The following is a 25024-nucleotide window of genomic DNA, read 5'->3' as shown; positions in this document are numbered from 1 at the left end:
ACACGCGAGCCCACCTTCGCCTATGACCCGATCCACCACATGTAGTGGTTGGATGGCTACCGCGCACCAGAACTTGTGTTTTTCTCAGGTGCCCCCGGGTCTCCCGGGCCGCTGCGATCGCCTATGCTTAGGCCTGCTTCGCGGGGCCCCTGAGGTCTGGCGAGGCTGTTGAGTCTGCTGTGAGGAGGGTTGGAGATCATGCACTGCCCCTTCTGCAGGCACCCCGACAGCCGCGTGGTCGACAGCCGTACGACCGACGACGGCACGTCGATCCGCAGGCGCCGTCAGTGCCCCGGCTGCTCCCGTCGTTTCACGACCGTGGAGACGTGCTCGCTCATGGTGGTGAAGCGGTCCGGAGTCACCGAACCGTTCAGCCGTACCAAGGTCATCAACGGCGTACGCAAGGCATGCCAGGGGCGGCCTGTCACCGAGGACGCACTCGCCCAGCTCGGCCAGCGGGTCGAGGAGGCGGTGCGGGCCACCGGGAGCGCCGAGCTGACCACCCACGACGTGGGACTGGCCATACTCGGCCCGTTGCAGGAACTCGACCTTGTCGCCTATCTGCGATTCGCCTCCGTCTACCGGGCGTTCGACTCGCTCGATGACTTCGAGGCCGCCATCGCGGAGCTGAGGCGGGCGATACGGGACCCCGCCGCGGACGACGAGGACGCGGGGGCGGGAAGCCAGGAAGACGACGGCGGACGCGGTGGGACCACGCAGGTTCCCGCGCCCGCCCACGCCGCCGGCTGACCGGCGGCCCGGAGACCGCCGTTCCAGGGCCGGACTCCGGCCGGAGGCGGCGACCGAATACCTGTTGCGGGCGGCAGTGTGGGATGCCCGCGACACAAGACAGAAACACCGTGCCACGGGAACAACGGGGCACTTCAGGGCGTTTTCGCCCGTACAGGGAGGCGGCATGACAGAGACGGCGAGCGGTCCGGCACGAGGTTCCCGAGCCAAGGGCGCCAAGGCCACCAAGGGGCTGCGGGTCGAGCGCATCCACACCACCCCGGGCGTGCACCCGTACGACGAGGTGAGCTGGGAGCGCCGTGACGTCGTCATGACCAACTGGCGCGACGGCTCGGTCAACTTCGAGCAGCGTGGCGTCGAGTTCCCCGACTTCTGGTCGGTGAACGCGGTCAACATCGTCACCAGCAAGTACTTCCGCGGTGCCGTTGGCACCCCGCAGCGCGAGGTCAGCCTCAAGCAGCTGATCGACCGCATCGTGAAGACGTACCGGAAGGCCGGCGAGGACCACAAGTACTTCGCCTCGCCCGCCGACGCCGAGATCTTCGAGCACGAACTGGCGTACGCCCTCCTGCACCAGATCTTCAGCTTCAACAGTCCCGTCTGGTTCAACGTCGGCACGCCCCAGCCCCAGCAGGTCTCCGCCTGCTTCATCCTGTCCGTCGACGACTCCATGGAATCGATCCTCGACTGGTACAAGGAAGAGGGCATGATCTTCAAGGGCGGCTCCGGCGCCGGCCTGAACCTCTCCCGCATCCGCTCCTCCAAGGAGCTGCTCTCCTCCGGCGGCAACGCCTCGGGTCCCGTCTCCTTCATGCGCGGCGCGGACGCCTCCGCCGGCACCATCAAGTCCGGTGGTGCCACCCGCCGCGCCGCCAAGATGGTCGTGCTCGACGTCGACCACCCCGACATCGAGGACTTCATCGAGACCAAGGTGAAGGAGGAGGAGAAGATCCGCGTCCTGCGGGACGCCGGTTACGACATGGACCTCGGCGGCGACGACATCGCCTCCGTCCAGTACCAGAACGCCAACAACTCGGTCCGGGTGAACGACGAGTTCATGACGGCGGTCCAGGACGGCGGCCGGTTCGGCCTGCGTGCCCGTATGACCGGCGAGGTCATCGAGGAGGTCGACGCCAAGGCGCTCTTCCGTAAGATCGCCGAGGCCGCCTGGGCCTGCGCCGACCCCGGCATCCAGTACGACGACACCATCAACACCTGGCACACCTGCCCCGAGTCCGGCCGGATCACCGCGTCGAACCCGTGCAGCGAGTACATGCACCTGGACAACACGTCCTGCAACCTGGCCTCGCTGAACCTGATGAAGTTCCTCAAGGACGACGGTCAGGGCAACCAGTCCTTCGAGACCGAGCGCTTCCAGAAGGTCGTCGAGCTCGTCATCACCGCGATGGACATCTCCATCTGCTTCGCGGACTTCCCGACCCAGAAGATCGGCGAGAACACGCGCGCGTTCCGCCAGCTCGGCATCGGCTACGCCAACCTCGGCGCCCTGCTGATGGCGACCGGCCACGCGTACGACTCCGACGGCGGCCGCGCCCTGGCCGGCGCCATCACCTCTCTGATGACCGGTACGGCCTACCGCCGCTCCGCCGAACTGGCCGCCGTCGTCGGCCCGTACGACGGCTACGCGCGCAACGCCGACGCCCACAACCGCGTCATGAAGCAGCACGCCGACGCCAACGGCACGGCCGTCCGCATGGACGACCTGGACACGCCGGTGTGGGCCGCTGCCACGGAGGCCTGGCAGGACGTCGTCCGCCTCGGCGACAAGAACGGTTTCCGCAACTCCCAGGCGTCCGTCCTCGCCCCGACCGGCACCATCGGTCTGGCGATGTCCTGCGACACCACCGGTGTCGAGCCCGACCTCGCCCTGGTGAAGTTCAAGAAGCTCGTCGGCGGCGGCTCGATGCAGATCGTCAACGGCACCGTCCCGCAGGCCCTGCGTCGTCTGGGCTACCAGGAGGAGCAGATCGAGGCGGTCGTCGCCCACATCGCCGAGAATGGCAACGTGATCGACGCCCCCGGTCTCAAGCACGAGCACTACGAGGTGTTCGACTGCGCCATGGGCGAGCGCGCCATCTCCCCGATGGGGCACGTCCGCATGATGGCCGCGATCCAGCCCTGGATCTCCGGTGCCATCTCCAAGACGGTCAACATGCCGGAGACGGCGACCGTCGAGGAGGTCGAGGAGATCTACTACGAGGCCTGGAAGCTCGGCGTCAAGGCGCTCGCGATCTACCGCGACAACTGCAAGGTCGGCCAGCCGCTGTCCGCCAAGAAGAAGGACACCGCGGAGGAGAAGGCCAAGGAGCCCGCCGCCGTCGAGGGCAAGGTCGAGAAGGTCGTCGAGTACCGCCCGGTCCGCAAGCGCCTGCCCAAGGGCCGTCCCGGCATCACCACGTCCTTCACGGTCGGCGGCGCCGAGGGCTACATGACGGCCAACTCCTACCCGGACGACGGCCTCGGCGAGGTCTTCCTGAAGATGTCCAAGCAGGGCTCGACCCTCGCGGGCATGATGGACGCCTTCTCCATCGCCGTCTCGGTGGGCCTCCAGTACGGCGTTCCCCTGGAGACGTACGTCTCGAAGTTCACCAACATGCGCTTCGAGCCGGCCGGTATGACGGACGACCCGGACGTGCGGATGGCGCAGTCGATCGTCGACTACATCTTCCGCCGCCTGGCGCTGGACTTCCTGCCCTTCGAGACGCGCTCCGCGCTCGGCATCCACTCCGCCGAGGAGCGTCAGCGCCACCTGGAGACCGGTTCCTACGAGCCCTCCGAGGACGAGGTCGACGTCGAGGGGCTGGCCCAGTCGGCGCCGCGCGCCCAGGAGCTGAAGGCCGTCGCCACGCCGAAGGCCGAGGCCGAGGTGGCCAAGCCGGCGCCGCAGCAGGCCCACACCAGCGCCGAACTGGTGGAGATGCAGCTGGGGATCCAGGCCGACGCCCCGCTGTGCTTCTCCTGCGGTACGAAGATGCAGCGGGCCGGTTCCTGCTACATCTGCGAGGGCTGCGGCTCGACCAGCGGCTGCAGCTGAAACTGGGCGGAATTGCATCGAGTGCAACACTCGGCAAACGCTCACCTGACAAGTAATCCCTGATGAGAGGGGCGTCAGCCTCGCGCTGACGCCCCTCCCGCGTAGCGGCTGGCCTGGGGATACACCCGCCGCTCTAGCGCCCGCAACAATGTTGCATCCAGCGCAACCGCCCCTACAGGTCCCCTGTGAAGGTGATACAGAGGAAAAATCATGGACTACGTGGTCCACGATCTCGGCCGTCAGCCCAAGGGCGCGACCGCGGTCATCAAATTGTCCGGCAGTGCAGCCAATGTGCGCCTGATGGACTCGAGCAACTATCAGAAGTACAAGGCCGGAAGAAACCCCCGCTTTGCAGGTGGGCTCGCAAAACACTCTCCGGTGCGCCTTGCGATTCCGCGGAGCGGCCACTGGTACGTGACCGTTGACATGCTGGGCCTCAGAGGAAGAGTGAGGTCCTCGGCTTCCGTCGAACCGCCGCCGCTGCCGGTGCTACGCCCGAGCAATGCTGGTTCCCTGACCCAAATCAGACATGAGCCGCCGCCCTACTCCATCGGCCGGGCCGAGTCCGTACGAGATGTCTTCATCTCTCATGCCAGTGAGGACAAAGAGGCAGTGGCCCGCCCGCTCGCGCAGTATCTGCAAGAGGCCGGCATCTCTGTGTGGCTCGACGTCCTCGAATTGAGGATCGGCGACAGCCTCCGCCGCAAGATCGACCAAGGCTTGGCTAACAGTCGATTCGGCATCGTGATTCTCTCCCGCCCCTTCTTCGAAAAGGGATGGCCGCAGTATGAGCTCGACGGCCTGGTGACAAGGTATGTGACAGGGCAACAGAACCTGCTGCCTATCTGGCACAACATCACCAAAGACGAGGTCATGGCGCAAAGCCCGTCACTGTCCGACAAGTTGGCCAGGAGCACAGCCCAGTACACGGTGGAAGAGATCGCCAGCGAGATTGCGGATGTGATTCGAGATGGTGATGCCCAGCGTAACGCTGGGTGACCTGAGGTCCGCAGCTAAAACTTCCAGCGGAAAGGCCGCTGGAATGGCGATCGCCTGACCCTTCGCACGAGTCAGGCGATCGCCGCAGCCAGAACGTGACGTCCTGTACCGCATGCAGGCATGCATGACATCACGTTCCGAGCTGCAACGCAAAGTGGCACGAAAGGAAATGTGATCATGTCCAAGAACCGACGACAGACAGGCAAGAAGGCTGCTTCGGCCGCCGCTAAGGTCCTGGCCAACCCGAAGTCGACCAAGGCGGAGAAGTCTGCGGCGGCAAGCGCGTTGTCGCAGACACCGTCCAAGAAGAAGTAACACCTGGTGGCGCCCAGGGCCCGCGCCCTGGGCGCCACGGCGGGAGTGACCCAGGTCTCGTAGCCGTCAACGCTGAGACCGTAACCAACTCAACGATGTTGCGTTAGACGCATCATGAGTGGTGGGGCGAACCTGCCAGGTGCTGCGCATCTGGTGCTTGCAGGCGGGGTGGTGCATCTTGATCCGGAGTCAGCGACCTTTCAAGCAATGCTGGACGGCTGGGAGTTGCAGCAGCGGGCTCGGTTTCTGAATCACGAAGCCACCATTGCGCCGCGGCTACGATTGGTCAGGAGGTTTGCAGAGTTCACGAACGAGTACCCGTGGCAGTGGCAGCCATCTGAAGCTGAGGCCTTCCTTGACCACCTCAGATCGCGAAAGCCTGACTTCGCCTTCTCGACGGCGCGTGGTTACCAGAATGCTCTGCGGATGTTCTGCGATTACATCACGGACGCGCGGTACTGCTGGCCCGGTAAGTGCCTGGATTCATTTGGCCAAGTGCCGACTCAGATTTTCCACGAGTGGAACGCCATTGTCCACACTAGCGATTACGAAGGTCGTCCGGGCCGGCGCCCTTTGACGTATGACGAAGTTCAGGCACTGTTCGATGCAGCTGACGGACGGGCCGAAGAGATCCGCGCGCGCGGCAAGAAGGGCGCGCTTGCTGCGATGCGCGATTCCACAGCTTTGAAGGTTATTTACGCATATGGTCTCAGGAGGCAGGAAGCGTGTTGCCTCGACCTATCTGACCTGCGTCGAAATCCGAAGGTCCTGGACTATGGGCGCTGTGGAGCATTGTTCGTCCGGTACGGAAAGGCATCGAAAGGATCGCCGCCAAAGCGTCGAACTGTCCTAACGGTGCCGGAGTTCGACTGGGTGGTTGATGTGCTCAATCATTACCTGGACGAAGTGCGGCCAGCTTTTCTGCCGGGCAAGCACCCGGCGCTTTGGATCACGGAAAGGCGCGGGCGATTATCGTTGCGCCGCCTTGACGAAGCCTTCGAGACAGCCCGTGCGGCAGCAGGGATTTCAGAGGACCTCGATTTGCATAGCCTTCGACATTCCTATGTCACACATCTGCTTGAGTTCGACTATCCGGAACGCTTTGTTCAGGATCAAGTTGGGCACGAGTACGCTTCAACTACGGCTATTTACTCGGGAGTCTCTGATGACTATCGAAATCGCCTAGTCCGTAAGTCTTTGGAAGCGCGACATGCAGTCCTGTGGGAGTCGGGTAGTGATTAAGAAGATGGGGTATCGCTGGCACTTGCGTCAGCTCATGGCGGCACGGGGGATGTTCCAGACCACAGACCTGGTCCCCCTCCTCGCGGAGAGGGGAGTGCACCTTTCGCGTGAACAAGTATTTCGTTTGGTGACGCAGCCACCCCAGAGGCTCTCTATGGACACGCTGGCAGCACTTTGCGACATTCTTGAGTGCGGTGTGGAGCAACTTATCGAAGTCACCGTGGTTGATCAACAGGTGCGGAAGGTCGCGGGTGGTGAGAGTGCTGCCGGGCCAACGCCTGTTGTTAGGCGGACTACGATTCGACGTCCGGATGGATCATGAAAAGAGCCGATGCTGCGAAGGTAGTCGCTGGCGTTGTCTCGTCCTTACTTCCGGACGTCCGCTATGAGAATATCCTGCAGATTGTTGAAGAGGTAGCACCAGGGAATACCGTGCTGAAGCTTCAGCGCTACATCAATAGCCATCCCAATTTCTTGTCGGCCGGTGATGGGACAGCTCCAATTCAGGTGTTCCGCATGCTGGGCAGACTGGAGGAGTTGAGGCCTGGGAATGTTGTTGTGCCTCGATGCGCCGACTGCGGTAAGCGACGGAACCTGACGCGAGTCCGCCGGGATGGCTACCGGATCTGCCAAGGGTGCTGCCTGCGCCGCGCTGCCGACCTGTGTAGCTCTTGCGGAAGAACACGGCCGATCATAACGAGACGCAATGGAAGAGCCCTTTGCGGAACCTGCTATGCCAAGGATCCGTCGCGTTTTGAGAACTGTGGTAAGTGCGGCCAGCTAAGCAGGGTTGCAGCACGGCTGCATGATGGCTCGTCGACATGCGAACGTTGCTACCGTCGGCCCAGGCGCTTATGTATTCGCTGCGGCGAGCTCGGGGAAACTAAGGCTCAGACTGTGGACGGCCCAGTTTGTGATCGATGCTATAGCCGCCCGGAGCGCTTGTGTAGTCGGTGTGGGCGCATCATGCAGATCGCTGCCCGAAGCCAGGGTGATCAAGGCGACCTATGCGTCAGTTGCTATAGAGGTCAGGTGGCTCTTTGTTCCGTATGCGGGCTCGAAAAGCCATGCAAGGGTGTGAAAAAGGGCCGACCGATTTGTGTCACCTGTTCGCCTAAGTCTCCCGTTCCTGAGGTGCCCTGCGTAGAGTGCAGCCGCGTTCGACCGGTCACGATTCGTTGGCCCATTGGCCCCGTATGTATCACATGCTATAAACGCGTTCGTGGCAGGCCGGCGGCATGTCCAGTGTGTCAGAAGATTCGTCCTCTGATCGGAATTACCAGCGCGAGTCAGCGGTGCTGTGGTCCCTGCGCTGGGGTCGATCTGACGTACTCCTGCAGCAACTGCGACGGGTGCGGCGATCTTTATCGACGTGGAGAGTGTGCCAGGTGTGTACTTCGGCGTGAGCTTAATGACTACTTCGACCCTAGCCGCAACACCCAACTCTCATCGTTGGTTTCCGAGCTTGAGACCGTGGAAAATCCGCGCACCGTCTTGTTCTGGCTCCGATACAAGCAGGGTGGGGCGCATCTATTGAGGGAACTGCTTCGCTCTGGTCATCAGCTCAGCCATGAGCTCCTTGATGACTTTCCACGTCGGCAGGCAGCTACCCACGTAAGGCACATCCTGGTGCATGTTGGCGCTCTTCCCGCACGCGATGAGAACGTGGCCCGGACGGAGCAATGGGTTGATGACTTCCTGAGAGAGGCTGAACACCATCGGGCCGTTATCCAGCCTTATGCTCTCTGGGTCGTTCTACGTCGAGCGCGCCGCCGGGCCGAGACGCGCGGGCTCACGCGCGCTGGGGCCAACTATGCGAGAGCCCTGATCTCGAATTCCGCAACCTTTTTGCGGTGGCTCGATGAAGAGGGGATAGACCTTGAGTCGGTTACTCAAGGGCAGGTTGAGCGTTGGATTTCCGAAGGTGCCACGTCACGATATCGCATTGCAGACTTCTTGAACTGGGCTAAGAGGTGCCACCTCTGTGGTGACCTAAGCGTTCCAGTTCGGGCTTCCGGCGACCCGGTGAATTTTCATTCGGAAGATGATCAGGTCAGACTTCTGATGCGCTGCGTTAAGGACGTCAATCTCCCGATCGATGTTCGGGCGGCAGGTGCACTAGTCCTGCTGTATGGAGTTCCTGTCAGTCGCATTTCTCAGTTGACTCTGAAACATCTAGAAGAGCGGAGCGATGGGATCTATCTGACCTTTGGGGACTACCCCGTACTGATGCCACCCGCCATCGCGAGGCTTGTTATGGACCAGGCATCTCGCAGTCCGAGATCGGTGGTAGGGCGATCGGACGGCACTCGTTGGCTCTTTCCGGGAAACCTGGCCGGCAAGGCGATTGGTGCCACTCCTCTGGCGCGGAGGCTCGCAACTCATGGAATTGGTGTTCGGGCGGCCAAGAACACGGCGGTTCTGTCGCTTGCATCGGATTTGCCAGCACCGGTACTCAGCCAGATCCTCGGGGTGCACATCAACACGGCAGTGCACTGGGTTAAGTACGTGAAGCGAGACTGGGCCAGCTACGTCGAGAGCCGCAGACATACGGCACCTCGGGAATAAGTGGTCTCCACCAGTATGACACGCCGCTGCTGAAGTAGCTGAAGTAAGGGGCGTCGGCCATAGGCCGGCGCCCCTTACTTCGGTTGCCGCTTCCGTCGCTTCAGGCCGGGTGCGCCCGGCCCATCACCCTGGAGAAAGCCGCGGGGTCCTCGTCGAACCCGTGGACACCGGGACGGAAGACCCAGTCACCGGCCTCGTCGCGCACGAACTCGGCGACCGTGGCGGCCGTAGCCCCGAGGACGGATCCGAAGTCGTCCTCGGCGAGCACCGTGTAGCCCGAACGCACGCGCAGGGCGGGGTTGAGCACGTCGGCGAACGTCCGCGGCGCCGACTGCTGCTGGATGACGACACCGACCACCACGCGCGCGTACCGCGCGTCGAGACGGTCGAGTTCGAGCGACATGACCTCGTCCCAGCCGAAGCCCCTGCCGTCCGTGCTGTCGCGGTTGAGGAAGATCGTGCCGTCGGGGGAGCGGCTGTCGAAATGCACCAGATAGGCCGGAGTTCGGTACGCGTCCCCCGAGACGAACGTGGCGGCCACGATGTCGAGATCGGTGGGTGGCAGACCGGCCGGACTCGGGTCCCACTTGAGCGCGACCTCCACCTTGCGGATTCCCTTGCCGAAACCGTTCATCAGGCCCCCTTCCCCCCTTGAAGATCCACTCGCCCAACTCCCCAGGAGCAGGGGCTCCTTGCCCATCGTGCCACGCGCGCGGGGGAGCGTGCGCGGGCGATCTCCGCCGGAGCGTGACCGACGCCACGTCCTGTGGCCGTACGATGGCGCGGTGCTGGTCAAGTGGATTCGCTGCACCGTGGTGGACCGCCGCGGCTTCGAGCGGGGGCAGCGGAAATGGGCGGGGCTTCTGGGGGAGCCGGGGTTTCGGGGACAGGGCGGAGGCTGGAGCCGGCAGCGGGCCGGAGTGGCGCACATCTTCGCCTTCTGGGAGAGCCGCGCCTTCTACGACTCCTTCATGGCCCGTTCCCACGACCGCCTGGCCGCTGCCCAGGCGGGCACGTTCAAAGATCCCCAGGTCAAACTGTTCGAGTACCGCTTCGACGTGAAGACCGGCTTCGAACCCCGGTTCACCGACTCGGACCTGATCCGCGTCGCCCTCTGCCAGGTCCGCGAGGACCGGGTCGAACACTTCACCCTCATGCAGGAGAAGGTCTGGAACCCCGCGATGGCCGGCTCACCCGGCATGATCCGTGGCATGTTCGCGGAGGCGCCCGAACAGGAGTTCATGATCCTCTCCATGTGGCGGGCGGCGGCCGAGCACGGGAAGTACCGCACCGAACGGGTGGAGCGCCTGGCCCTGCGCGCCCAGACCGAGACGGACATCGCGGCCCTGTCGGGTGACATTGTGGAACTGGAGCCATCCTGGACGGTGTGAAAGACACCGGGAGTGTGTGAGGAACCAACGCGCGGAGCGAGCGCTCGTCGGCGCCCTGAGGCAGGGATTCTGTGACCTACGCCGTACAGGGACCGGAGAAGTGCTCGGCAGCCCGCCACTCGATCTAGGGTTTTGGCATGGCACGACCACGGCGCATCGTCCTTGTCCGGCACGGCGAGTCCATGGGCAACGTCGACGACTCCGTGTACGAGCGGGAACCGGACCACGCTCTGGCCCTGACCGAGCGCGGCCGGCGGCAGGCCGAGGAGACCGGCAAGCGGCTCCGTGACACCTTCGGGCAGGAACGCGTCAGCGTGTACGTGTCCCCGTACCGCCGGACGCACGAGACGCTGTGCGCCTTCCACCTCGACCCCGGCCTGATACGGGTGCGCGAGGAACCCAGGCTGCGCGAGCAGGACTGGGGCAACTGGCAGGACCGTGACGACGTCCGCCTGCAGAAGGCCTACCGGGACGCCTACGGCCACTTCTTCTTCCGCTTCCCGCAGGGGGAGTCCGGAGCCGATGTCTACGACCGGGTCGGCGGCTTCCTGGAGAGCCTGTACCGCAGCTTCGAGGCGCCCGACCATCCGCCGAACGTGCTCCTGGTCACGCACGGACTCGCCATGCGGCTCTTCTGCATGCGCTGGTTCCACTGGACGGTGGCGGAATTCGAGTCCTTGTCGAACCCCGGGAACGCGGAGATGCGCATGCTCGTTCTGGGGGAGAACGGCAAGTACCGACTGGACCGGCCCTTCGAGCGCTGGCGGGATCCGGTGCCGCACTGGGTCACCGGATAGAGTGGCAGGGCGATGACCGCTGACTCCTCTCCCCTCGCGCGCCTGGACCGCGCCCTGGCCTGCCTGCGCGGACTTACTGTGGGGGACGCCCTGGGCTCCCAGTTCTTCGTCCCGGCGAACTATCCGCTGTTGAAGCGACGTGAGCTGCCCGACGCTCCCTGGCAATGGACGGACGACACGGAGATGGCCTGCTCCGTCGTGGCCGTGCTGGCCGCCCACCACCGCATCGACCAGGACGCCCTGGCCCTTTCCTTCGCCGAGCACCACGACTTCGACCGCGGCTACGGTCCCGCGGTCAACCGGCTCCTCCGCCTCGTCCGCGAGGGCCAGGACTGGCGGGAACTGGCCGCCGCGCTCTTCAACGGGCAGGGCTCCTGGGGCAACGGAGCGGCGATGCGCATCGCGCCCCTCGGTGCCTGGTACGCGGACGACCCGGAGCAGGCCACGCACCAGGCGGAGATCTCCGCCTACCCCACCCACCAGCACCGCGAGGCGGTCGTGGGCGCCATGGCCGTCGCCGCGGCCGTCGCGCTGGCCGCCTCCCCCGACGGCCCGCCCGATCCGGAGACGCTCCTCGACGGCGTGATCGCCCTCATCCCGAAGAGCGCCGTCGGCCAGGGGCTGCGCCGTGCCCGGGACATGCTCGACTATGCGGACGCTGCCACGGTCGCCGCTGTCCTGGGCTGTGGCCGTCGTACGTCCGCGCACGACACCGTTCCCTTCGCCCTCTGGTCGGCCGCAAGATCCCTCGCCGACTTCGAGACGGCGTTCTGGACGACCGCACAGGTGGGCGGGGATGTGGACACCACCTGCGCCATCGTGGGCGGCGTCCTCGCCGCGGGGAAGGCCGGGGCACCGCCCGCCGCGTGGGTGGAGCGGACCGAGGCGTTGCCCGACTGGGTGCCGACGAGCGTCTGAGGCTCCGCCTGCCGCACCTGCCGCACCTGCCGCACCTGCCGCACCTGCCGCACCTGCCGCACCTGCCGCACCTGCCGCACCTCACCACTTCTGCCATGGCATGCGGCTCGCGGTCTGTTTGCGGCGAGTGGCTCTGCGGGCCGACCACGCTCCCTCCCTCCTCCCGACCGATGGAAACTCTCTGTATCGGATGGGAACTCTGTGTGACCCTCGGCCGTTTTCCGAGTGCCGCCCTTCGCAGCGAGTCGAAGACGAACTCGACGTGGACGCGGCGGCAGCGCTCGACCGGTGACGGAATCGAGGACGGGGTTGGGGTGAGGGTGTTGGTGTCGTTCCTGCTGGTCTCCGCGGTGTGGTGGGTGTTGCTGAGGGGCATGGTGCGGCCGGCCGGACCACCGCTCCTTCCGGAGATCCCCCGGCGGCGGTCCGGCCGGCCGCGGCTCTGCGCGGCCCGATCCGGGTCAGCCCATGCCCGCGCCCGCCGTACCGGCCAGCGCGTCGAGGTCGCTCTTGCGTACCCGGATCACCAGCCAGGCGGTGAGGAACGCGAGCACCGCCATCGCCGCTGCCGGGACGAACGCGGTCGAGATGCCGTGGGCGAGCACGTCGTGCCCCCAGGGCGCGGGCAACTGGTGGGTCTTGGCGAACTGGGCCTTCTGGTCCGCCGAGCCGTTGGCGAGGAACTTCGGGAGCTGCTTCTTCGCCTCGTCCTTGCTGGCGGAGCCGAAGACCGTCGTCAGGATGGACAGGCCGAGCGACCCGCCCACCTGCTGCATGGCGTTGAGCAGCCCGGAGGCCGCGCCCGCCTCGTGCGTAGCGACACCCGACACCGCGGTGACGGTGACCGTCACGAAGTTCAGGCCCATGCCGAAGCCGAACACCAGCATCGGGCCGAGCACGCCGCCGACATAGGAGCTGTCGGGGCTGATGAAGCTCTGCCACACGAGTCCGCCGACGGCGAGGCCCGATCCGGCCATCATGAACGGCTTCGGGCCGAGCGTGGGAAGGAAGCGCTGCGACAGGCCGGCGCCGACCGCGATCGCGAAGGTCACCGGGAGAAAGGCCAGCCCGGCCTTGATCGCGCTGTAGCCGAGCACGTTCTGCACGAACAGCACGATGTAGAAGAACATGCCGAACATCGCCGCGGCCAGGCACAGCATGACCACGTACGTGCCGGAGCGGTTGCGGGAGGCGAACATGCGCAGCGGGGTGATCGGCTCCCGCGCTCGTATCTCGATGAGGACGAAGGCGATCAGCAGCACCACCGCGGCGCCGAAGGAACCGAGGGTGAGGCCGTCCCGCCAGCCTTTCTCCGAGGCCCGGATGAAGCCGTAGACCAGAGAGGCCATACCGGTCGTCGAGGTCAGGGCGCCCGCGATGTCGAACCGTCCCGGATGCCGCTCGGACTCGCTGATGTACAGGGGCGAGAGGACGACGATCAGCACCCCGATGGGCACGTTGACGAACAGCACCCACCGCCAGTCGAGCCAGTCGGTCAGCATGCCACCGGCGAGCAGGCCGATGGCGCCGCCACCGGCGGACACGGCGGCGAACACGCCGAAGGCCCGATTGCGCTCAGGGCCCTCGGGGAACGTGGTGGTGATCAGCGCCAGAGACGTGGGCGAGGCGATCGCGCCGCCCACCCCCTGCAAGGCGCGTGCGGCCAGCAGCTGCCAGGGTTCCTGGGCGAAGCCGCCGAGGAGCGAGGCGAAGCTGAACAGGAGGATGCCGCTCATGAAGACCCGGCGGCGGCCGAGGATGTCGCCGGCCCGTGCTCCGAGGAGCAGGAGACCGCCGAAGGTGAGTGTGTAGGCGCTGACGACCCAGGTGAGGTCCGTGGTGCTGAACTCGAGTGCGTCTTGAATGTGCGGGAGCGCGATGTTCACAATCGTCGCGTCGAGGACCACCATGAGCTGGCAGGCCGCGATGACGGTGAGTGCGATGCCGGGGTGCCCGCCCCGGCGGGCCGCGCCCGGTTTCTGTTCCTGCAGGAGTTGAGAGGTTGTCACTATGCGTCCCCCACGAAGGCTTTAGTGAACGCTCGCGTTCACTGTTGCGCCAACGGTAGTGAGTCCCTGACAGAGAACGCAAGCGTTCACTTAATTTCGCGTCGCGTGTCGCGTCCCCCCTTGCTGCCGCGCGGCGCACCCCCCCCGCCCCGGAACCCCCGCTTCCCCTGTTCGCTGGAGACAACTCGAATGGCTACCTCGCCCTGGACGGCCGCCACCGCTCGGTCGGCTTCCCCTCGTCGGCGCGGTCCGGTGCTGGAGCGTGCGATCCTCGACGCCGCTCTGGAGCAGCTCAGTACCGTCGGCTGGAAGGGCCTGACCATGGAAGGCGTCGCAGCCGGCGCCCAGACCGGAAAGGCTGCTGTCTATCGCCGGTGGCCCTCCAAGGAGGATCTCGTCGCCGACGCGCTGGAGGCCGGCCTGCCTAGCATGGAGGAGGTGCCGGATCTGGGCAGTGTCCGCGAGGATCTGCTGACCCTGTGCCGCCGGGCGCGGGACGCCATGTACTCGCGCCCCGGACTCGCTCTTCGCGCCGTGATTCACGAGTGTGATCCATCGCAGGCCGAACGCTTCCATGCGGTGATCTTCGACGGGGTGGTGGAACCCGTCAGCGCACTGCTGCGAGAGGTGATCAACAGGGGCATACAGCGCGGAGAAGTCCGCTCGGACGCGGCCAACGGGTATGTCTACGACGCCATTCCGGCGATGATGATGTACCGCTCCAAGATGTGCACAAGTGAATGGAGCGACCGTGATCTCGAAGAGATGGTCGACCAGTTGATGCTTCCGCTGCTGCGGCCGGCCGAGGAGTGAAGGGCGGCCCCGGTGAGGGCGGTGACAGCGGGGGACCGGGGTGTCGCGTGGGGTTCCGGGCGGCGTAGTCTAAGGGCGCCATGCCGTACGAACCGCCTACTCATACCGTCGAGCGCTCCCTTCGCGCCACGACCGGAGCGAAGATCATCGCCGGCGTCGACGAGGTGGGGCGTGGTGCCTGGGCCGGGCCCGTCACGGTCTGCGCGGCGATCACCGGCCTCCGTCGGCCGCCCGAGGGTCTCACCGACTCGAAGCTGCTGACCATCAAGCGGCGTACGGAACTCGCCCCGATCCTGCAGTCGTGGGTCACGTCGTACGCGCTCGGGCACGCCTCTCCGGAGGAGATCGACAGCATGGGAATGACGGCCGCGCTGCGGCTGGCCGCCATGCGCGCCCTGGAGGGCCTGCCGGTCCGTCCCGACGCCGTCATTCTCGACGGAAAGCACGACTATCTCGGCACGCCCTGGAGGGTGCGCACGGTGATCAAAGGCGATCAGTCGTGCGTGGCCGTCGCGGCGGCGTCGGTGATCGCCAAGGTCCAGCGCGACAAAGTGATGGCCGAACTGGGTGCCGACCATGCAGACTTCGGTTTCGCGGACAACGCCGGGTATCCGTCCCCCGTGCACAAAGCCGCGTTGGAGGAACGGGGACCCACCCCGTACCACCGCTTGTCGTGGGCGTATCTTGATGCGTTGCCCCAGTGGCGGCACCTCAAGAAGGTCCGCAGCTGGGCGGACGGATCCATTCCGGAGATCGAGGGTCAGCTCGGCTTCGATTTCTGACGGTTCCGCTCGCACTGATGTGCCACCCGGTCATCCGCACCGCGCCAACGTTTGATAAAAATCAGCTCATGCCTCTCCTTCCCGAGGAGCCTCAGATTCACGAGAGTGCCCAGGGTCCCCGCGTCACTCCGGCCAACGGCCGTACCGCGCCGACCCCCCGTCCCGTACCCGGCCCCCGCCCCGCGGCGCCGCCGCGCCCCGGTCGTCCCGGCCCGCCGAGGCCCGCGCCGCCGGTGCAGCGCACGCCGCGTGACGCGGCCCCGGCCAAGCCCGGCCCGTCGGCCCCGGCCGCTCCCGCCGCTTCGGCGACCCCGCAGATCCAGCTGATCCCCGCTTCGGCCGAGGGCGCGCTCGACGCCGCCGAGGAGGCGCTGGACCTGCTCCTGGAGTCGGGCCGTGCCCCCGGTGAGGTGCTGGTGGTCACCACCGGTGCCCAACACCCGTGGGCCGAGCACGAACTGTCCTTCGGCGAGGCCGCCTACTGGGCGCAGCACGACGCCGGTGACGACGTCTTCTACGCCGACGCCACCGCCGCCTCCCGTGCCGCGTCCCGCCCCGTGGTCGTCGTGGCCGTCAACGGCGGCCCGGACTCCGCTGCCGCCGCCGCGCTTCCGCTGGCCCTCTCCCGGGCCGGTGCGCTGCTGATCGTCTGCGGCGACCCGCAGCAGATCAACGCGGTGCTGGGCGCCGGCGTCTGAGCCACGTCCGACACTCAGGACAGTGGTCCCGGTGCCGCCTTCGCGGGTGGCCGCACGGTGGGGTGTCCGGCATGCCCCGACGGCCCGCGGCGGCCGCTCCCTGGAGCGGCCGCCGGGAACGCCGCCTCCGTGGTCGTCCCGCGAGGGAGCCGGGGGCGCGGGGCTGTCACCTCGGGTGTGGTCGAGCGTCCCGGAGTGTGTGGCCGCCTGGTGTCCTGGTGGCACGCTGGAGCGCCGGGCCGGGGTGGAAACGGCCCGTGGGCCGGCCGCTTCAGCGGGCCGCTGCGCGGCGCAGAACCTCGGACATCGGACCGCCGGTGCGCGGCGTCAGGGGCGGAGCCTCAGACAGGGCGACGGACTCCGCTTCCGAGTGAGCGTGAGGGCGGCGCCCTCCGCGGCCCTCGCCGAGTACCTGCCAGCCGTCCTGGGTCAGCGTGATGTACGCCCCGCAGCGCAGTCCGTGCAGCGTGCAGGCATCGCGCAGCCCCCACATCCACGCGCCGTCCTCCTCCGTCCACCGCGCGTCGCCCTCGCGGCAGTAGAGCAGGACCGCCGTGCGCACGGGGGTGCGGCGACGCAGGTCGTGGGGGATGACCCGGCGCAGTTGGGCCAGGAGCGCGTTGCGGAACATCCAGCCGTCGGCCGAGGCCTGACGGCGGGTGAACGACGCGCTCGCGCGAAGCCGCTCCTCCGGATCGAGCACGGCCACGATCGCGGTGGACGGCCCGGGGTGGTGCCGGGCGTGCAGCCCGCTCACCACTTCACGAGGGTTGCGCAGCAAGGGAATTCCCGCGGCAGCCCACTCCGCGGGCTCCAGCAGGCGACTGGCGGACGCGCCGGACGCGGACGTCAGCGGTGCGGCCGAGGACGAGGCGAATCCGAAGGTCACGTTCCTCCCTTCGGCTACGCGCCCACACTGCGGGCGAGGTCGGATTCGGGGGAGCGCGCACCGCAGCAAAGCCCTATCGGATGATGGGCGAGTCGCGCGGGGTGCGGACTTCAATTCTTCCTGGCGAACTGGGATGCGGCAACGAGCAATTGGGGCCACCGGGGGTTATCTGACGGTGCGAGGCTTATATCCCTACCCACCGGTGCCGTCGGCGACGCGCGGAACACCGGACTCCGGTACGTCCCCGCGGCGCGGTGTCACCCCCGGCGTCCGGTGCGGCCGTGTCATCCCTGGACGGCCAGCACCAGCGGCAACACGCCTTGTGCCCCGGCCTTTCTGAGCAGCCGCGCCGCGACGGCGAGGGTCCAGCCGGTCTCCGTGAAGTCGTCGACCAGCAGGACCGGTCCGGGTGCTCCGGCGAGGGCGGAGGCGAGCGCGGCCGGTACCGTCAACGCCCCGTCCAGCCCCCTGAGCCGCTGGGCGCTGTTACTGCGGGGCACCCGGTGAGCGTCACCGGCGTACTCCACGGACCCCAGCAGCGGCAGCCGGCCGATCTCGGCGATGCGCGCGCCGAGCGACTGGATCAGCAGCGGCCTGGTGCGTGAGGCGAGGGTGACCACACCCGCGGGCCGGGCGGGTGCGTCGGCCGAGCCGGAGGCCCAGCCGCCGGGGCCCCTCGCCCAGTCGGCCAGCACGTCCACCACGGCTCGCGCGACGTCCTCCGGCACCGGCGCGTCCGGTGGCACGGATGCGAACAGCGGTCGTAGCCGATTGCCCCAGCCGATGTCCGACAGGCGGCCCAACGCCCTTCCGGGAGAGGCCTGTTCGCTCACAGGGATGCGTCCCTTGAGCTCGATGCCGATCGCCGGCAGTCCGGTCGGCCACATACGGCGGGCCTCGACCTCGACCCCCGCACGGCCCAGGTCGACGCGTGCCGCGTCCAGAGCCGCACCGGTGGTGTCGGCGGTGAAGCGCGGTCCGGCGCAGTTGTCACAGCGGCCGCACGGCTTGGCGCCCTCGTCGTCGAGCTGCCGCTGCAAATACTCCATCCGGCACTCGGTGGTGGAGGCGTACGCGCGCATCGCCTCCTGCTCGGCCTTGCGCTGCCGCGCCACCCACGCATACCGGTCCGCGTCGTAGGTCCAGGGCTGCCCGGTCGCGATCCAGCCGCCCTTGACGCGTCTGACCGCCCCGTCCACGTCGAGGACCTTCAGCATCGTCTCCAGCCGCGAACGGCGCAGCTCCACCAGCGGTTCCAGGGCCGGCAGCGACAGCGGACCGCCGGCGCGGGCCAGGACGTCCAGGGTGCGGCGGACGAGGTCCTCGGAGGGGAAGGCGAGCGAGGCGAAGTACGTCCAGATCGCCTCGTCCTCCTTGCCCGGCAGCAGGAGCACCTCCGCATGCTCGACACCACGTCCAGCGCGGCCCACCTGCTGGTAGTAGGCGATGGGGGAGGACGGCGACCCGAGGTGCAGCACGAATCCGAGGTCGGGCTTGTCGAAGCCCATGCCGAGCGCCGACGTGGCGACCAGCGCCTTGACCCGGTTGGCCAGCAGATCGTCCTCGGCCTGCTGTCGCTCGGCGTTCTCCGTCTTGCCCGTGTACGCCGCGACGACATGCCCGCGCTGCCGCAGGAACGCGGTGACCTCCTCGGCGGCGGCCACGGTGAGCGTGTAGATGATCCCGGACCCCGGCAGCTCGCCGAGGTGGTCCGCGAGCCAGGCCATCCGGTGAGCGGCGTCCGGCAACCGCAGCACTCCGAGGCTGAGACTCTCCCGGTCCAGCGGGCCGCGCAGCACCAGGGCGTCCGAGGTGCCGCCCGTGCCGAGCTGCTCGGCGACGTCGGCGGTGACGCGGGCGTTGGCCGTGGCGGTGGTGGCCAGTACGGGCACGCCGGGCGGGAGGTCGGCGAGCATGGTGCGCAGCCGCCGGTAGTCGGGACGGAAGTCGTGTCCCCAGTCGGAGATGCAGTGCGCCTCGTCCACTACCAGCAGGCCGGTCGCCGCCGAGAGCTTGGGCAGGACCTGATCGCGGAAGTCGGGGTTGTTCAGCCGCTCAGGGCTGACGAGCAGCACGTCCACCTCACCGGCGGCGATCTCGGCCTGCACGTCCTCCCACTGCTCGGTGTTCGACGAGTTGATGGTCCGGGCGCGGATGCCCGCCCGGGCCGCGGCTTCCACCTGGTTGCGCATGAGCGCGAGCAGCGGTGAGACGATCACCGTGGGCCCGCCGCCTCTGGCTCGCAGCAGGGCCGTCGCCACGAAATAGACCGCGGATTTCCCCCATCCGGTGCGCTGGACGACCAGGGCCCGGCGGCGATCGGCGACGAGTGCCTCGATCGCCCGCCACTGGTCCTCCCGCAGCCGGGCGGCGCCCGTGACATCCCCGACGAGACGGGAGAGGACGGCGTCGGCCCGCGCCCTGAGGTCCGCGTTGTTCGTGTGCTCCATGCGTTCCATACAACACGACAGGACTGACAAGCGGACGGGCCTGTGGACAACCCGGGAGGGCGTTGACGTGTCCCTGATTCGAGTTATCCACAGGGCAACCGGAATGTCGCGATCCGCGAGATCGTCTGCGCATGACGAATCACAGCGAAACGACCGGGCCCTTCGAAAACGACGACGTGGCCGGACGCGGCACGGAGCATGACGCCGGTGAGGGCTCGGCCGGAGGCGGCACGGCCCCGCGCGTCACCGGGGGCGACCCTCACGGCATCGTCCGCCGCGAGCCGCTCGACCTGCCGTCCGCGCACGACACCCAGGTCATCCTCCGCACCCCCGCCGAACTGGCCGACGCCCTGCCCTACCTGCTCGGCTACCGCCCCGAGGACAGCATCGTCCTGGTCGCCCTGCACGACCGGGACCGCAAGGGCCGGTTCGGCGGCCGGGCCCGGCTCGGGATTCCGGCCAGTCCGGACGACTGGGAAGCGGCCGCACGACAGCTGGCCCGTGGTCTGGTGACGGGCGCCGAGCGACGCGGGACCCGGCCCGAGCAGATGGTCGCCTATGTCTGCCAGGAGCCGGGTCCGGGTGAGACGGGCCGTGACGTCATGCGGCGGCTCCGCCCGCTCGCCCAACTGCTGCGCACCGAGTGCGGCGACCTCGACGTGCCGGTCATCGAGGCTCTGTGCCTCTCGGACGGGCGCTTCTGGTCGTACTGCTGCGCGGTCGGGGGGTGCTGCCCCGGCGAAGGATCGCCGATGGGCCTGCCGGGCACCTCCGTCCTCGCGGCGGCCGCCACCTACGCAGGCATCCAAGTGCGCGGCACCCTCCGGGAGTTGCGGGCCAGGCTGTCACCTTGGGAGAGCGCCGCCGCGGCCGGGAGGCAGGAGATCGCCCTGGACACGGCCGGCACGGGGATCGTGCCCCGGATTCTGGACGACACCTCCCGCGCCGCTGTGGCCGACGAGACCCTTGATCTCGCGGAGCGAATCATCCGCCGCCTCGCCGGAGCACCACCGGTCTCCGGCACTCATCCGGCGGACCTGCGCGACGACGAACTGCTGACGCACGAGGAAGCGGCCGTCCTCATCCTCGGCCTCCAGGACCGCACGACCCGCGACCAGGCCGCCGCATGGATGGAGGGGGACGAGGCGGGTCCGGCCTTGCGGCTCTGGCGCGCCCTCGCCCGCCGGTGCGTCGGGCCCTACGGCGAGCACGCGGCGGCGCCACTGACCCTGGCCGGCTGGGTCGCCTGGTCGACCGGCGACGAACTGGAGGCACGGGAGGCACTGGCGATGGCGCTGGGCGCGGACCCGGACTACCTCTTCGCCCGACTGCTGCACCAGGCCTGCAACGAGGGGCTGGACCCGGAATCCATCCGCCGCTGCCTGCGCACCCAGCGCGCGGCCGCCGCGGCCCCCCTCGCACAGGCCCAGCGCTCCGAAGAGGCGGGCTCCCGGGGCGTGGCGGTGCCGGCGGACACGCCCGACGCTGCGGACCGGGGCCTTCCCGTCGAGAGCCTCAACAGGCCCGGAGCTCCCCGGAACGGGAAGTCCGCCGACGGCGCCGCCGTTCCAGGACGGCCTTGGGGCCCCGCAGTGCTGGTTCCGGGAGACGACGACCATGACGAGCCCGGACCGGTCCCGGGCCCACGGCGCCGCCGCCGGGTGCGCTCTTCGGACCACGCCGACAGTGCCCCGCGACCGGCTCGGGCGGAAGCCGGGCGGCGTCGGCGGCCGACCGGTACGCGTCCCAGGCCCTCGGTGGCCGGACGCTCACGTGCCGGCACCACTGGGCCGGACGGCACGCGCACGCGTACTGTCGACGGCCGCACCAGCGCGGACCCTCGAAGCACGGCCGCCGGAAACGTGCCCTGTGCCGACGACAGCCCGGACCGAGAGGGCGACGAATGAGCAGCACGACGGGCGGCGCCGGCCCTCTCCGGGGCGGGACGATCCGCGCCCGGGCCCATGGCGCCGGCCCGTCCTGCGCCGAACGGCACAGCGCCCTCACTCCGACTCGTCGTCCTCCGGTCGGCTTCACCGCTGGGAGGCGTGACCCCCGCAGGCGTCCCTCCGTTCACCTGAGCGGCGGAACACCTGGACGGGTGCGGCCGCCCTACGACGACCCGTGTCCCGACGGGCGCCCCCGGCGCTCAGCACGTCCGAGGCGCACCGAGTGCAGGAGAAGCCAGACCATGCACCAGCAGCCGACGGTGCCGCCCCCCACCGGCCCGCGTCCGCTTCCGGGCCACCGTGTGGCTCACCCGCCCGGAGGCGCCGCACCCCGCCCACCAGGCGGCGAAGGCCCAGGCGCGCCTTGCAGCCCGCAGCCCCGCCCGACCCGGGAGGCGGGCACCTCGACACCGACGCCCGCGGGGACGCCAAAGCCGCCACCGCCCACAACCGCCCCGGCTCCACAACCGGCCCAGACCCACGCACGCCGGCCCTCCGCCCCGCCTCCGCCGGTGACCGTGGCGGGGGTGTCGCCCGCGAGTCCCCGTAGCGTCCCGGACCTGGCGCCCACCCACCAGGCCCTTATCTGTGTCTCCCTTCCGGGGCTCGCCATCTCCGGCGAACATGGTCAGCTCACCGGCCAGGGACTGGAAGGGTTCTACCGAGGAGGCCGACGCCTGCTCTCGCGGTGCCGGGTGCGCGTGGGCGGGCGGGAACCCCTGCCTCTTCAAGCGCGGCCGATCGGTGCCGACCGAGCCTGTTTCGTGGGAACGCTGCGCGTCTCTTCGGCGGCGAGTCCCGACCCGGACGTCGTCGTCGAGCGCACCCGCCACGCCGACGGAACCGAAGTCGTCACGCTCCGCAGCGCCGCCTCACGGCCCTTGCGCATGCCGCTCGACATCACCCTCGGTACAGACCTGGCGGAGCTCGGCGCCATCGCGTCCGGCAGGGCGGGCCCCGAACTCCCTGCCGCGGTCCACGACTCGGGACTGCGCTGGGCCTCCTCCGGCGTAGGTGCCTGTGTCACCGCCGACCCGCCTCCCGCCGACGCTGTGGCGTCCGCCGGACTACTGCGCTGGGAGCTCGACCTGCCTCCAGGCGGCACGGCGACCGTGCGACTGCGGGTACGCCCGGACGGAGCGGGCCCGCTCCGGCCCGTGAGCCACACCGCGGCCGCTACTTTCGCGCCGGCGCGCGCCGCGGGAGACGATCCACGCCCGGCCACCCTGCTGCGGGCGTCCGTCAAGGACCTCCAGGCCCTGCTGCTCCGCGACCCTGCGCACCCTTCGGACATCCATCTCGCCGCAGGCGTGCCCTGGCGTTGCGGGATGGCCCCCGCCGACGCCCTGGCCGCGGCCCGGATGGTGCTGCCCCTCGGCACCCGCCTCGCGGAGGGCACTCTGCGCGCGCTGGCACGCACTCAGCACCTCGGCACGGGGCCGCGGGCAGGCATGATTCCGGGCCCACGACGTGATGCCGGCCCGCACCTCCCGCCCGGTTGCACGGGCACCGAGGCCACGCTCCTCTTCCCCGTCCTGCTCGCGGAGGCCCGCCGCTGGGGCCTCCCGGAACCCGAGACGCAGGAACTGCTGCCCGCCGCCGAGCGCTGCCTGACCTGGCTACGCACCACGGCGGGCGACGGCTCGTACCTCGCCGGCGCTCGAACCACCGACCCCGTCCGCTGCGAGACCCAGGCCCACGCGCACCGCGCGGCGCTCCTCGGAGCCGATCTCCTCGAGGCCTACGACAGACCGGGCGCCGCGGAACTACGACGGTGGGCCCAGGCGCTCCGGACTGCCTTCCGGGAGGACTTCTGGATCGAGGACCGGTCCGGAGGACGCCCGGCCGCCGCCCTCACGCCCGACGGCCGCCCCCTGCCCCACCTGAGCTGCGCAGCCGCCCATCTCCTCGACACCGGCCTGCTCGGCGGCGGCCGGTTCGCCCCCGGCCTGCTCGACACCGTGCGAACCGAACGCCTCGCCCGGCTGCTCGGGGAACCGGCCATGGACACGGGCTGGGGCCTGCGCGGCCTGGGCGCGAGAGAGCCCGGACACAATCCGTTCGGGCACCGAGCCGGAGCCGTACGGGTCCAGGAGACGGCCGTCGCCGTCGCCGGACTGGCCGCCGCGGGCTATGAGCGGGAGGCGAGCACCCTGCTGCGGGGCCTGCTGGAGGCGGCGGAACACTTCGGCCACCGCCTGCCGGAGATGTTCGCCGGTGAGCAGCGCACCACCGGAAGCGCCCCACTCCCGCACCCCGCGGCCTGCCGGCCGGCCGCCACGGCGGCGGCCTCAGCGGTCCTGCTCCTCACAGCGCTCCTCGGCATCCGGCCCGACGCGCCCGCCCGCACGGTCACCCTGCGGCCCATGCGGAGTGCTCCTCTCGGCGAGACCGGGTTGACCGGCCTGCGCGTCGCGGGCGCGCCCTTCTCCGTACGCGTCTCCCGGCTCGGAGTCGCCCTCGTCGAGGAGGCGGCGGAGGGACTGCAATTGGGAGCCTGACCTCGCACGACACGAGAGCCGTCAAGAGCGGGAGCGGGCTGTGCGCTCATAACCGAACGAAGCGGATCAGCCGTCGTTGCGGCTGACGAAGGGAGTGTTTATCGTCAGGCAGACGACTATGATCGCGGCATGCCCTACGACCCGTCAGCCTTCCCGCCGTTTGCCGTCACCGTGGACCTGGTCGTGCTGACCGTGCGCCGCCATGCGCTCTGCGCGCTGGCAGTACGCAGGGGTGAGTCCCCGTTCCAGGGTCGCTGGGCACTGCCCGGGGGTTTCGTGCGGCCCGACGAGGATCTGTCCCAGGCGGCGGCGCGTGAGCTGGCCGAGGAGACGGGGCTGCGCGCCCACGACACCGCGACGCCCGTCCAGGACAACGGTGCACACCTGGAACAGCTCGCCACCTACGGGGACCCGAAGCGGGACCCGCGGATGCGCGTCGTCAGCGTCGCGCACCTCGCGCTCGCCCCCGACCTGCCCGCTCCCAGGGCCGGCGGTGACGCGAGCAACGCACGCTGGGCACCGGTCGAAGAACTGCTCCAGCAGGGCGGTTACGGCCGCGACAGCGAGCCGGTGGCGCCGCTCGCCTTCGACCACGCACAGATCCTCGCGGACGGGGTCGAGCGGGCCCGCTCGAAGATCGAGTACTCGTCGCTGGCCACCGCCTTCTGCGCGCCCGAGTTCACCGTGGGGGAACTGCGGCGGGTTTACGAGGCGGTGTGGGGCGTAGCGCTCGACCCCCGGAACTTCCATCGCAAGGTCACCGGCACGCCCGGATTCCTCGTCCCCACCGGCGGTACGACCACGCGGCAAGGTGGTCGTCCGGCTCAGCTCTTCCGGGCGGGTGGAGCCACGTTGCTCAACCCGCCGATGCTCCGACCCGAGGTGTGACCCGTAGGGC

General features: G+C 68.6%; 19 protein-coding genes. 15 read left to right on the top strand and 4 right to left on the bottom strand.

Annotated elements, in window-relative coordinates; translation table 11 throughout:
- The first annotated feature begins 198 nt into the window (after nt 1-198).
- The 6 genes from nrdR (at nt 199) to DBP14_RS07015 (ending at nt 6683) form a co-directional block, all read left to right on the top strand.
- A complete protein-coding gene (gene nrdR / locus DBP14_RS07035; RefSeq protein ID WP_129306172.1) occupies nt 199-750 on the top strand; it encodes a transcriptional regulator NrdR in 552 nt (183 codons plus the stop codon).
- 166 nt (nt 751-916) lie between these two features.
- The gene (locus DBP14_RS07030; RefSeq protein WP_129306171.1) at nt 917-3805 is read left to right on the top strand and encodes a vitamin B12-dependent ribonucleotide reductase; all 2889 of its coding nucleotides are present in this window, start codon (nt 917-919) and stop codon (nt 3803-3805) included.
- A 210-nt stretch (nt 3806-4015) separates the two neighbouring features.
- Nucleotides 4016-4804: a DUF1883 domain-containing protein gene (locus tag DBP14_RS07025; RefSeq protein ID WP_129306170.1), complete on the top strand. Its 789-nt coding sequence runs from the start codon at nt 4016-4018 to the stop codon at nt 4802-4804.
- 177 nt (nt 4805-4981) lie between these two features.
- Nucleotides 4982-5119, top strand: a complete 138-nt coding sequence (locus tag DBP14_RS35965) for a hypothetical protein (protein ID WP_164992268.1) — start codon at nt 4982-4984, stop codon at nt 5117-5119.
- Between the two features lie 114 nt (nt 5120-5233).
- Complete coding sequence (locus DBP14_RS07020) at nt 5234-6361, top strand: tyrosine-type recombinase/integrase (protein WP_129306169.1); 1128 nt, start codon at nt 5234-5236, stop codon at nt 6359-6361.
- Nucleotides 6354-6683, top strand: a complete 330-nt coding sequence (locus DBP14_RS07015) for a helix-turn-helix transcriptional regulator (protein WP_129306168.1) — start codon at nt 6354-6356, stop codon at nt 6681-6683. Before DBP14_RS07020 ends, DBP14_RS07015 begins: the two co-directional genes overlap by 8 nt.
- 2346 nt (nt 6684-9029) lie before the next feature.
- Here DBP14_RS07015 and DBP14_RS07010 read toward each other — a convergent pair.
- Complete coding sequence (locus DBP14_RS07010) at nt 9030-9563, bottom strand: TerD family protein (protein ID WP_129306167.1); 534 nt, start codon at nt 9561-9563, stop codon at nt 9030-9032.
- 151 nt (nt 9564-9714) lie between these two features.
- Here DBP14_RS07010 and DBP14_RS07005 point away from each other — a divergent pair, with 151 nt between their 5' ends.
- The 3 genes from DBP14_RS07005 (at nt 9715) to DBP14_RS06995 (ending at nt 12035) form a co-directional block, all read left to right on the top strand.
- Entirely contained in the window at nt 9715-10320 is a 606-nt protein-coding gene (locus tag DBP14_RS07005; protein ID WP_129306166.1) for a YdbC family protein, read from the top strand.
- A gap of 137 nt (nt 10321-10457) precedes the next feature.
- Nucleotides 10458-11117, top strand: a complete 660-nt coding sequence (locus DBP14_RS07000) for a histidine phosphatase family protein (RefSeq protein WP_129306165.1) — start codon at nt 10458-10460, stop codon at nt 11115-11117.
- 12 nt (nt 11118-11129) lie between these two features.
- Nucleotides 11130-12035, top strand: coding sequence for an ADP-ribosylglycohydrolase family protein (locus DBP14_RS06995; RefSeq protein WP_129306164.1), 906 nt, complete (start codon nt 11130-11132; stop codon nt 12033-12035).
- A 461-nt stretch (nt 12036-12496) separates the two neighbouring features.
- Here the strand turns inward: DBP14_RS06995 and DBP14_RS06990 are convergent, their stop codons facing one another.
- Nucleotides 12497-14044 (bottom strand): MFS transporter, encoded by a 1548-nt coding sequence (locus DBP14_RS06990; protein ID WP_129306163.1) that lies wholly within the window; start codon nt 14042-14044, stop codon nt 12497-12499.
- 189 nt (nt 14045-14233) lie between these two features.
- Here DBP14_RS06990 and DBP14_RS06985 point away from each other — a divergent pair, with 189 nt between their 5' ends.
- The 3 genes from DBP14_RS06985 (at nt 14234) to DBP14_RS06975 (ending at nt 16337) form a co-directional block, all read left to right on the top strand.
- Nucleotides 14234-14857: a TetR/AcrR family transcriptional regulator gene (locus tag DBP14_RS06985; protein ID WP_129306162.1), complete on the top strand. Its 624-nt coding sequence runs from the start codon at nt 14234-14236 to the stop codon at nt 14855-14857.
- 80 nt (nt 14858-14937) lie between these two features.
- Nucleotides 14938-15639, top strand: coding sequence for a ribonuclease HII (locus DBP14_RS06980; protein WP_129306161.1), 702 nt, complete (start codon nt 14938-14940; stop codon nt 15637-15639).
- Nucleotides 15640-15707: 68 nt separating this feature from the next.
- Nucleotides 15708-16337 (top strand): hypothetical protein, encoded by a 630-nt coding sequence (locus DBP14_RS06975; protein ID WP_129306160.1) that lies wholly within the window; start codon nt 15708-15710, stop codon nt 16335-16337.
- 271 nt (nt 16338-16608) lie between these two features.
- Here the strand turns inward: DBP14_RS06975 and DBP14_RS06970 are convergent, their stop codons facing one another.
- Together DBP14_RS06970 and DBP14_RS06965 are read right to left on the bottom strand one after the other, a co-directional pair.
- Nucleotides 16609-17226, bottom strand: coding sequence for a hypothetical protein (locus tag DBP14_RS06970; RefSeq protein WP_129306159.1), 618 nt, complete (start codon nt 17224-17226; stop codon nt 16609-16611).
- Between the two features lie 284 nt (nt 17227-17510).
- Nucleotides 17511-19676: a RecQ family ATP-dependent DNA helicase gene (locus DBP14_RS06965; RefSeq protein WP_129306158.1), complete on the bottom strand. Its 2166-nt coding sequence runs from the start codon at nt 19674-19676 to the stop codon at nt 17511-17513.
- Between the two features lie 131 nt (nt 19677-19807).
- Here DBP14_RS06965 and DBP14_RS06960 point away from each other — a divergent pair, with 131 nt between their 5' ends.
- From DBP14_RS06960 to DBP14_RS06950, 3 genes are all read left to right on the top strand, one after another.
- The gene (locus DBP14_RS06960; RefSeq protein WP_129306157.1) at nt 19808-21583 is read left to right on the top strand and encodes a DUF4192 domain-containing protein; all 1776 of its coding nucleotides are present in this window, start codon (nt 19808-19810) and stop codon (nt 21581-21583) included.
- A gap of 284 nt (nt 21584-21867) precedes the next feature.
- Nucleotides 21868-24126: a glycogen debranching N-terminal domain-containing protein gene (locus DBP14_RS06955; RefSeq protein ID WP_129306156.1), complete on the top strand. Its 2259-nt coding sequence runs from the start codon at nt 21868-21870 to the stop codon at nt 24124-24126.
- Nucleotides 24127-24255: 129 nt separating this feature from the next.
- Nucleotides 24256-25014, top strand: a complete 759-nt coding sequence (locus tag DBP14_RS06950) for an NUDIX hydrolase (protein WP_129306155.1) — start codon at nt 24256-24258, stop codon at nt 25012-25014.
- The last annotated feature ends 10 nt before the right edge of the window (nt 25015-25024 follow it).

The sequence above is a fragment of the Streptomyces sp. L2 genome (assembly GCF_004124325.1).
GTDB lineage: Bacteria > Actinomycetota > Actinomycetes > Streptomycetales > Streptomycetaceae > Streptomyces.
Note: the sequence above shows the minus strand (reverse complement) of the source record. Positions and strands in the feature narration are given on the sequence as shown.

Coding starts and splice junctions, on each gene's coding strand:
- nrdR (WP_129306172.1), top strand. CDS start 199: ATGCACTGCCCCTTCTGCAGGCACCCCGACAGCCGCGTGGTCGACAGC.
- DBP14_RS07030 (WP_129306171.1), top strand. CDS start 917: ATGACAGAGACGGCGAGCGGTCCGGCACGAGGTTCCCGAGCCAAGGGC.
- DBP14_RS07025 (WP_129306170.1), top strand. CDS start 4,016: ATGGACTACGTGGTCCACGATCTCGGCCGTCAGCCCAAGGGCGCGACC.
- DBP14_RS35965 (WP_164992268.1), top strand. CDS start 4,982: ATGTCCAAGAACCGACGACAGACAGGCAAGAAGGCTGCTTCGGCCGCC.
- DBP14_RS07020 (WP_129306169.1), top strand. CDS start 5,234: ATGAGTGGTGGGGCGAACCTGCCAGGTGCTGCGCATCTGGTGCTTGCA.
- DBP14_RS07010 (WP_129306167.1), bottom strand. CDS start 9,563: ATGAACGGTTTCGGCAAGGGAATCCGCAAGGTGGAGGTCGCGCTCAAG.
- DBP14_RS07000 (WP_129306165.1), top strand. CDS start 10,458: ATGGCACGACCACGGCGCATCGTCCTTGTCCGGCACGGCGAGTCCATG.
- DBP14_RS06995 (WP_129306164.1), top strand. CDS start 11,130: ATGACCGCTGACTCCTCTCCCCTCGCGCGCCTGGACCGCGCCCTGGCC.
- DBP14_RS06985 (WP_129306162.1), top strand. CDS start 14,234: ATGGCTACCTCGCCCTGGACGGCCGCCACCGCTCGGTCGGCTTCCCCT.
- DBP14_RS06980 (WP_129306161.1), top strand. CDS start 14,938: ATGCCGTACGAACCGCCTACTCATACCGTCGAGCGCTCCCTTCGCGCC.
- DBP14_RS06975 (WP_129306160.1), top strand. CDS start 15,708: ATGCCTCTCCTTCCCGAGGAGCCTCAGATTCACGAGAGTGCCCAGGGT.
- DBP14_RS06965 (WP_129306158.1), bottom strand. CDS start 19,676: ATGGAGCACACGAACAACGCGGACCTCAGGGCGCGGGCCGACGCCGTC.
- DBP14_RS06960 (WP_129306157.1), top strand. CDS start 19,808: ATGACGAATCACAGCGAAACGACCGGGCCCTTCGAAAACGACGACGTG.
- DBP14_RS06955 (WP_129306156.1), top strand. CDS start 21,868: ATGCACCAGCAGCCGACGGTGCCGCCCCCCACCGGCCCGCGTCCGCTT.
- DBP14_RS06950 (WP_129306155.1), top strand. CDS start 24,256: ATGCCCTACGACCCGTCAGCCTTCCCGCCGTTTGCCGTCACCGTGGAC.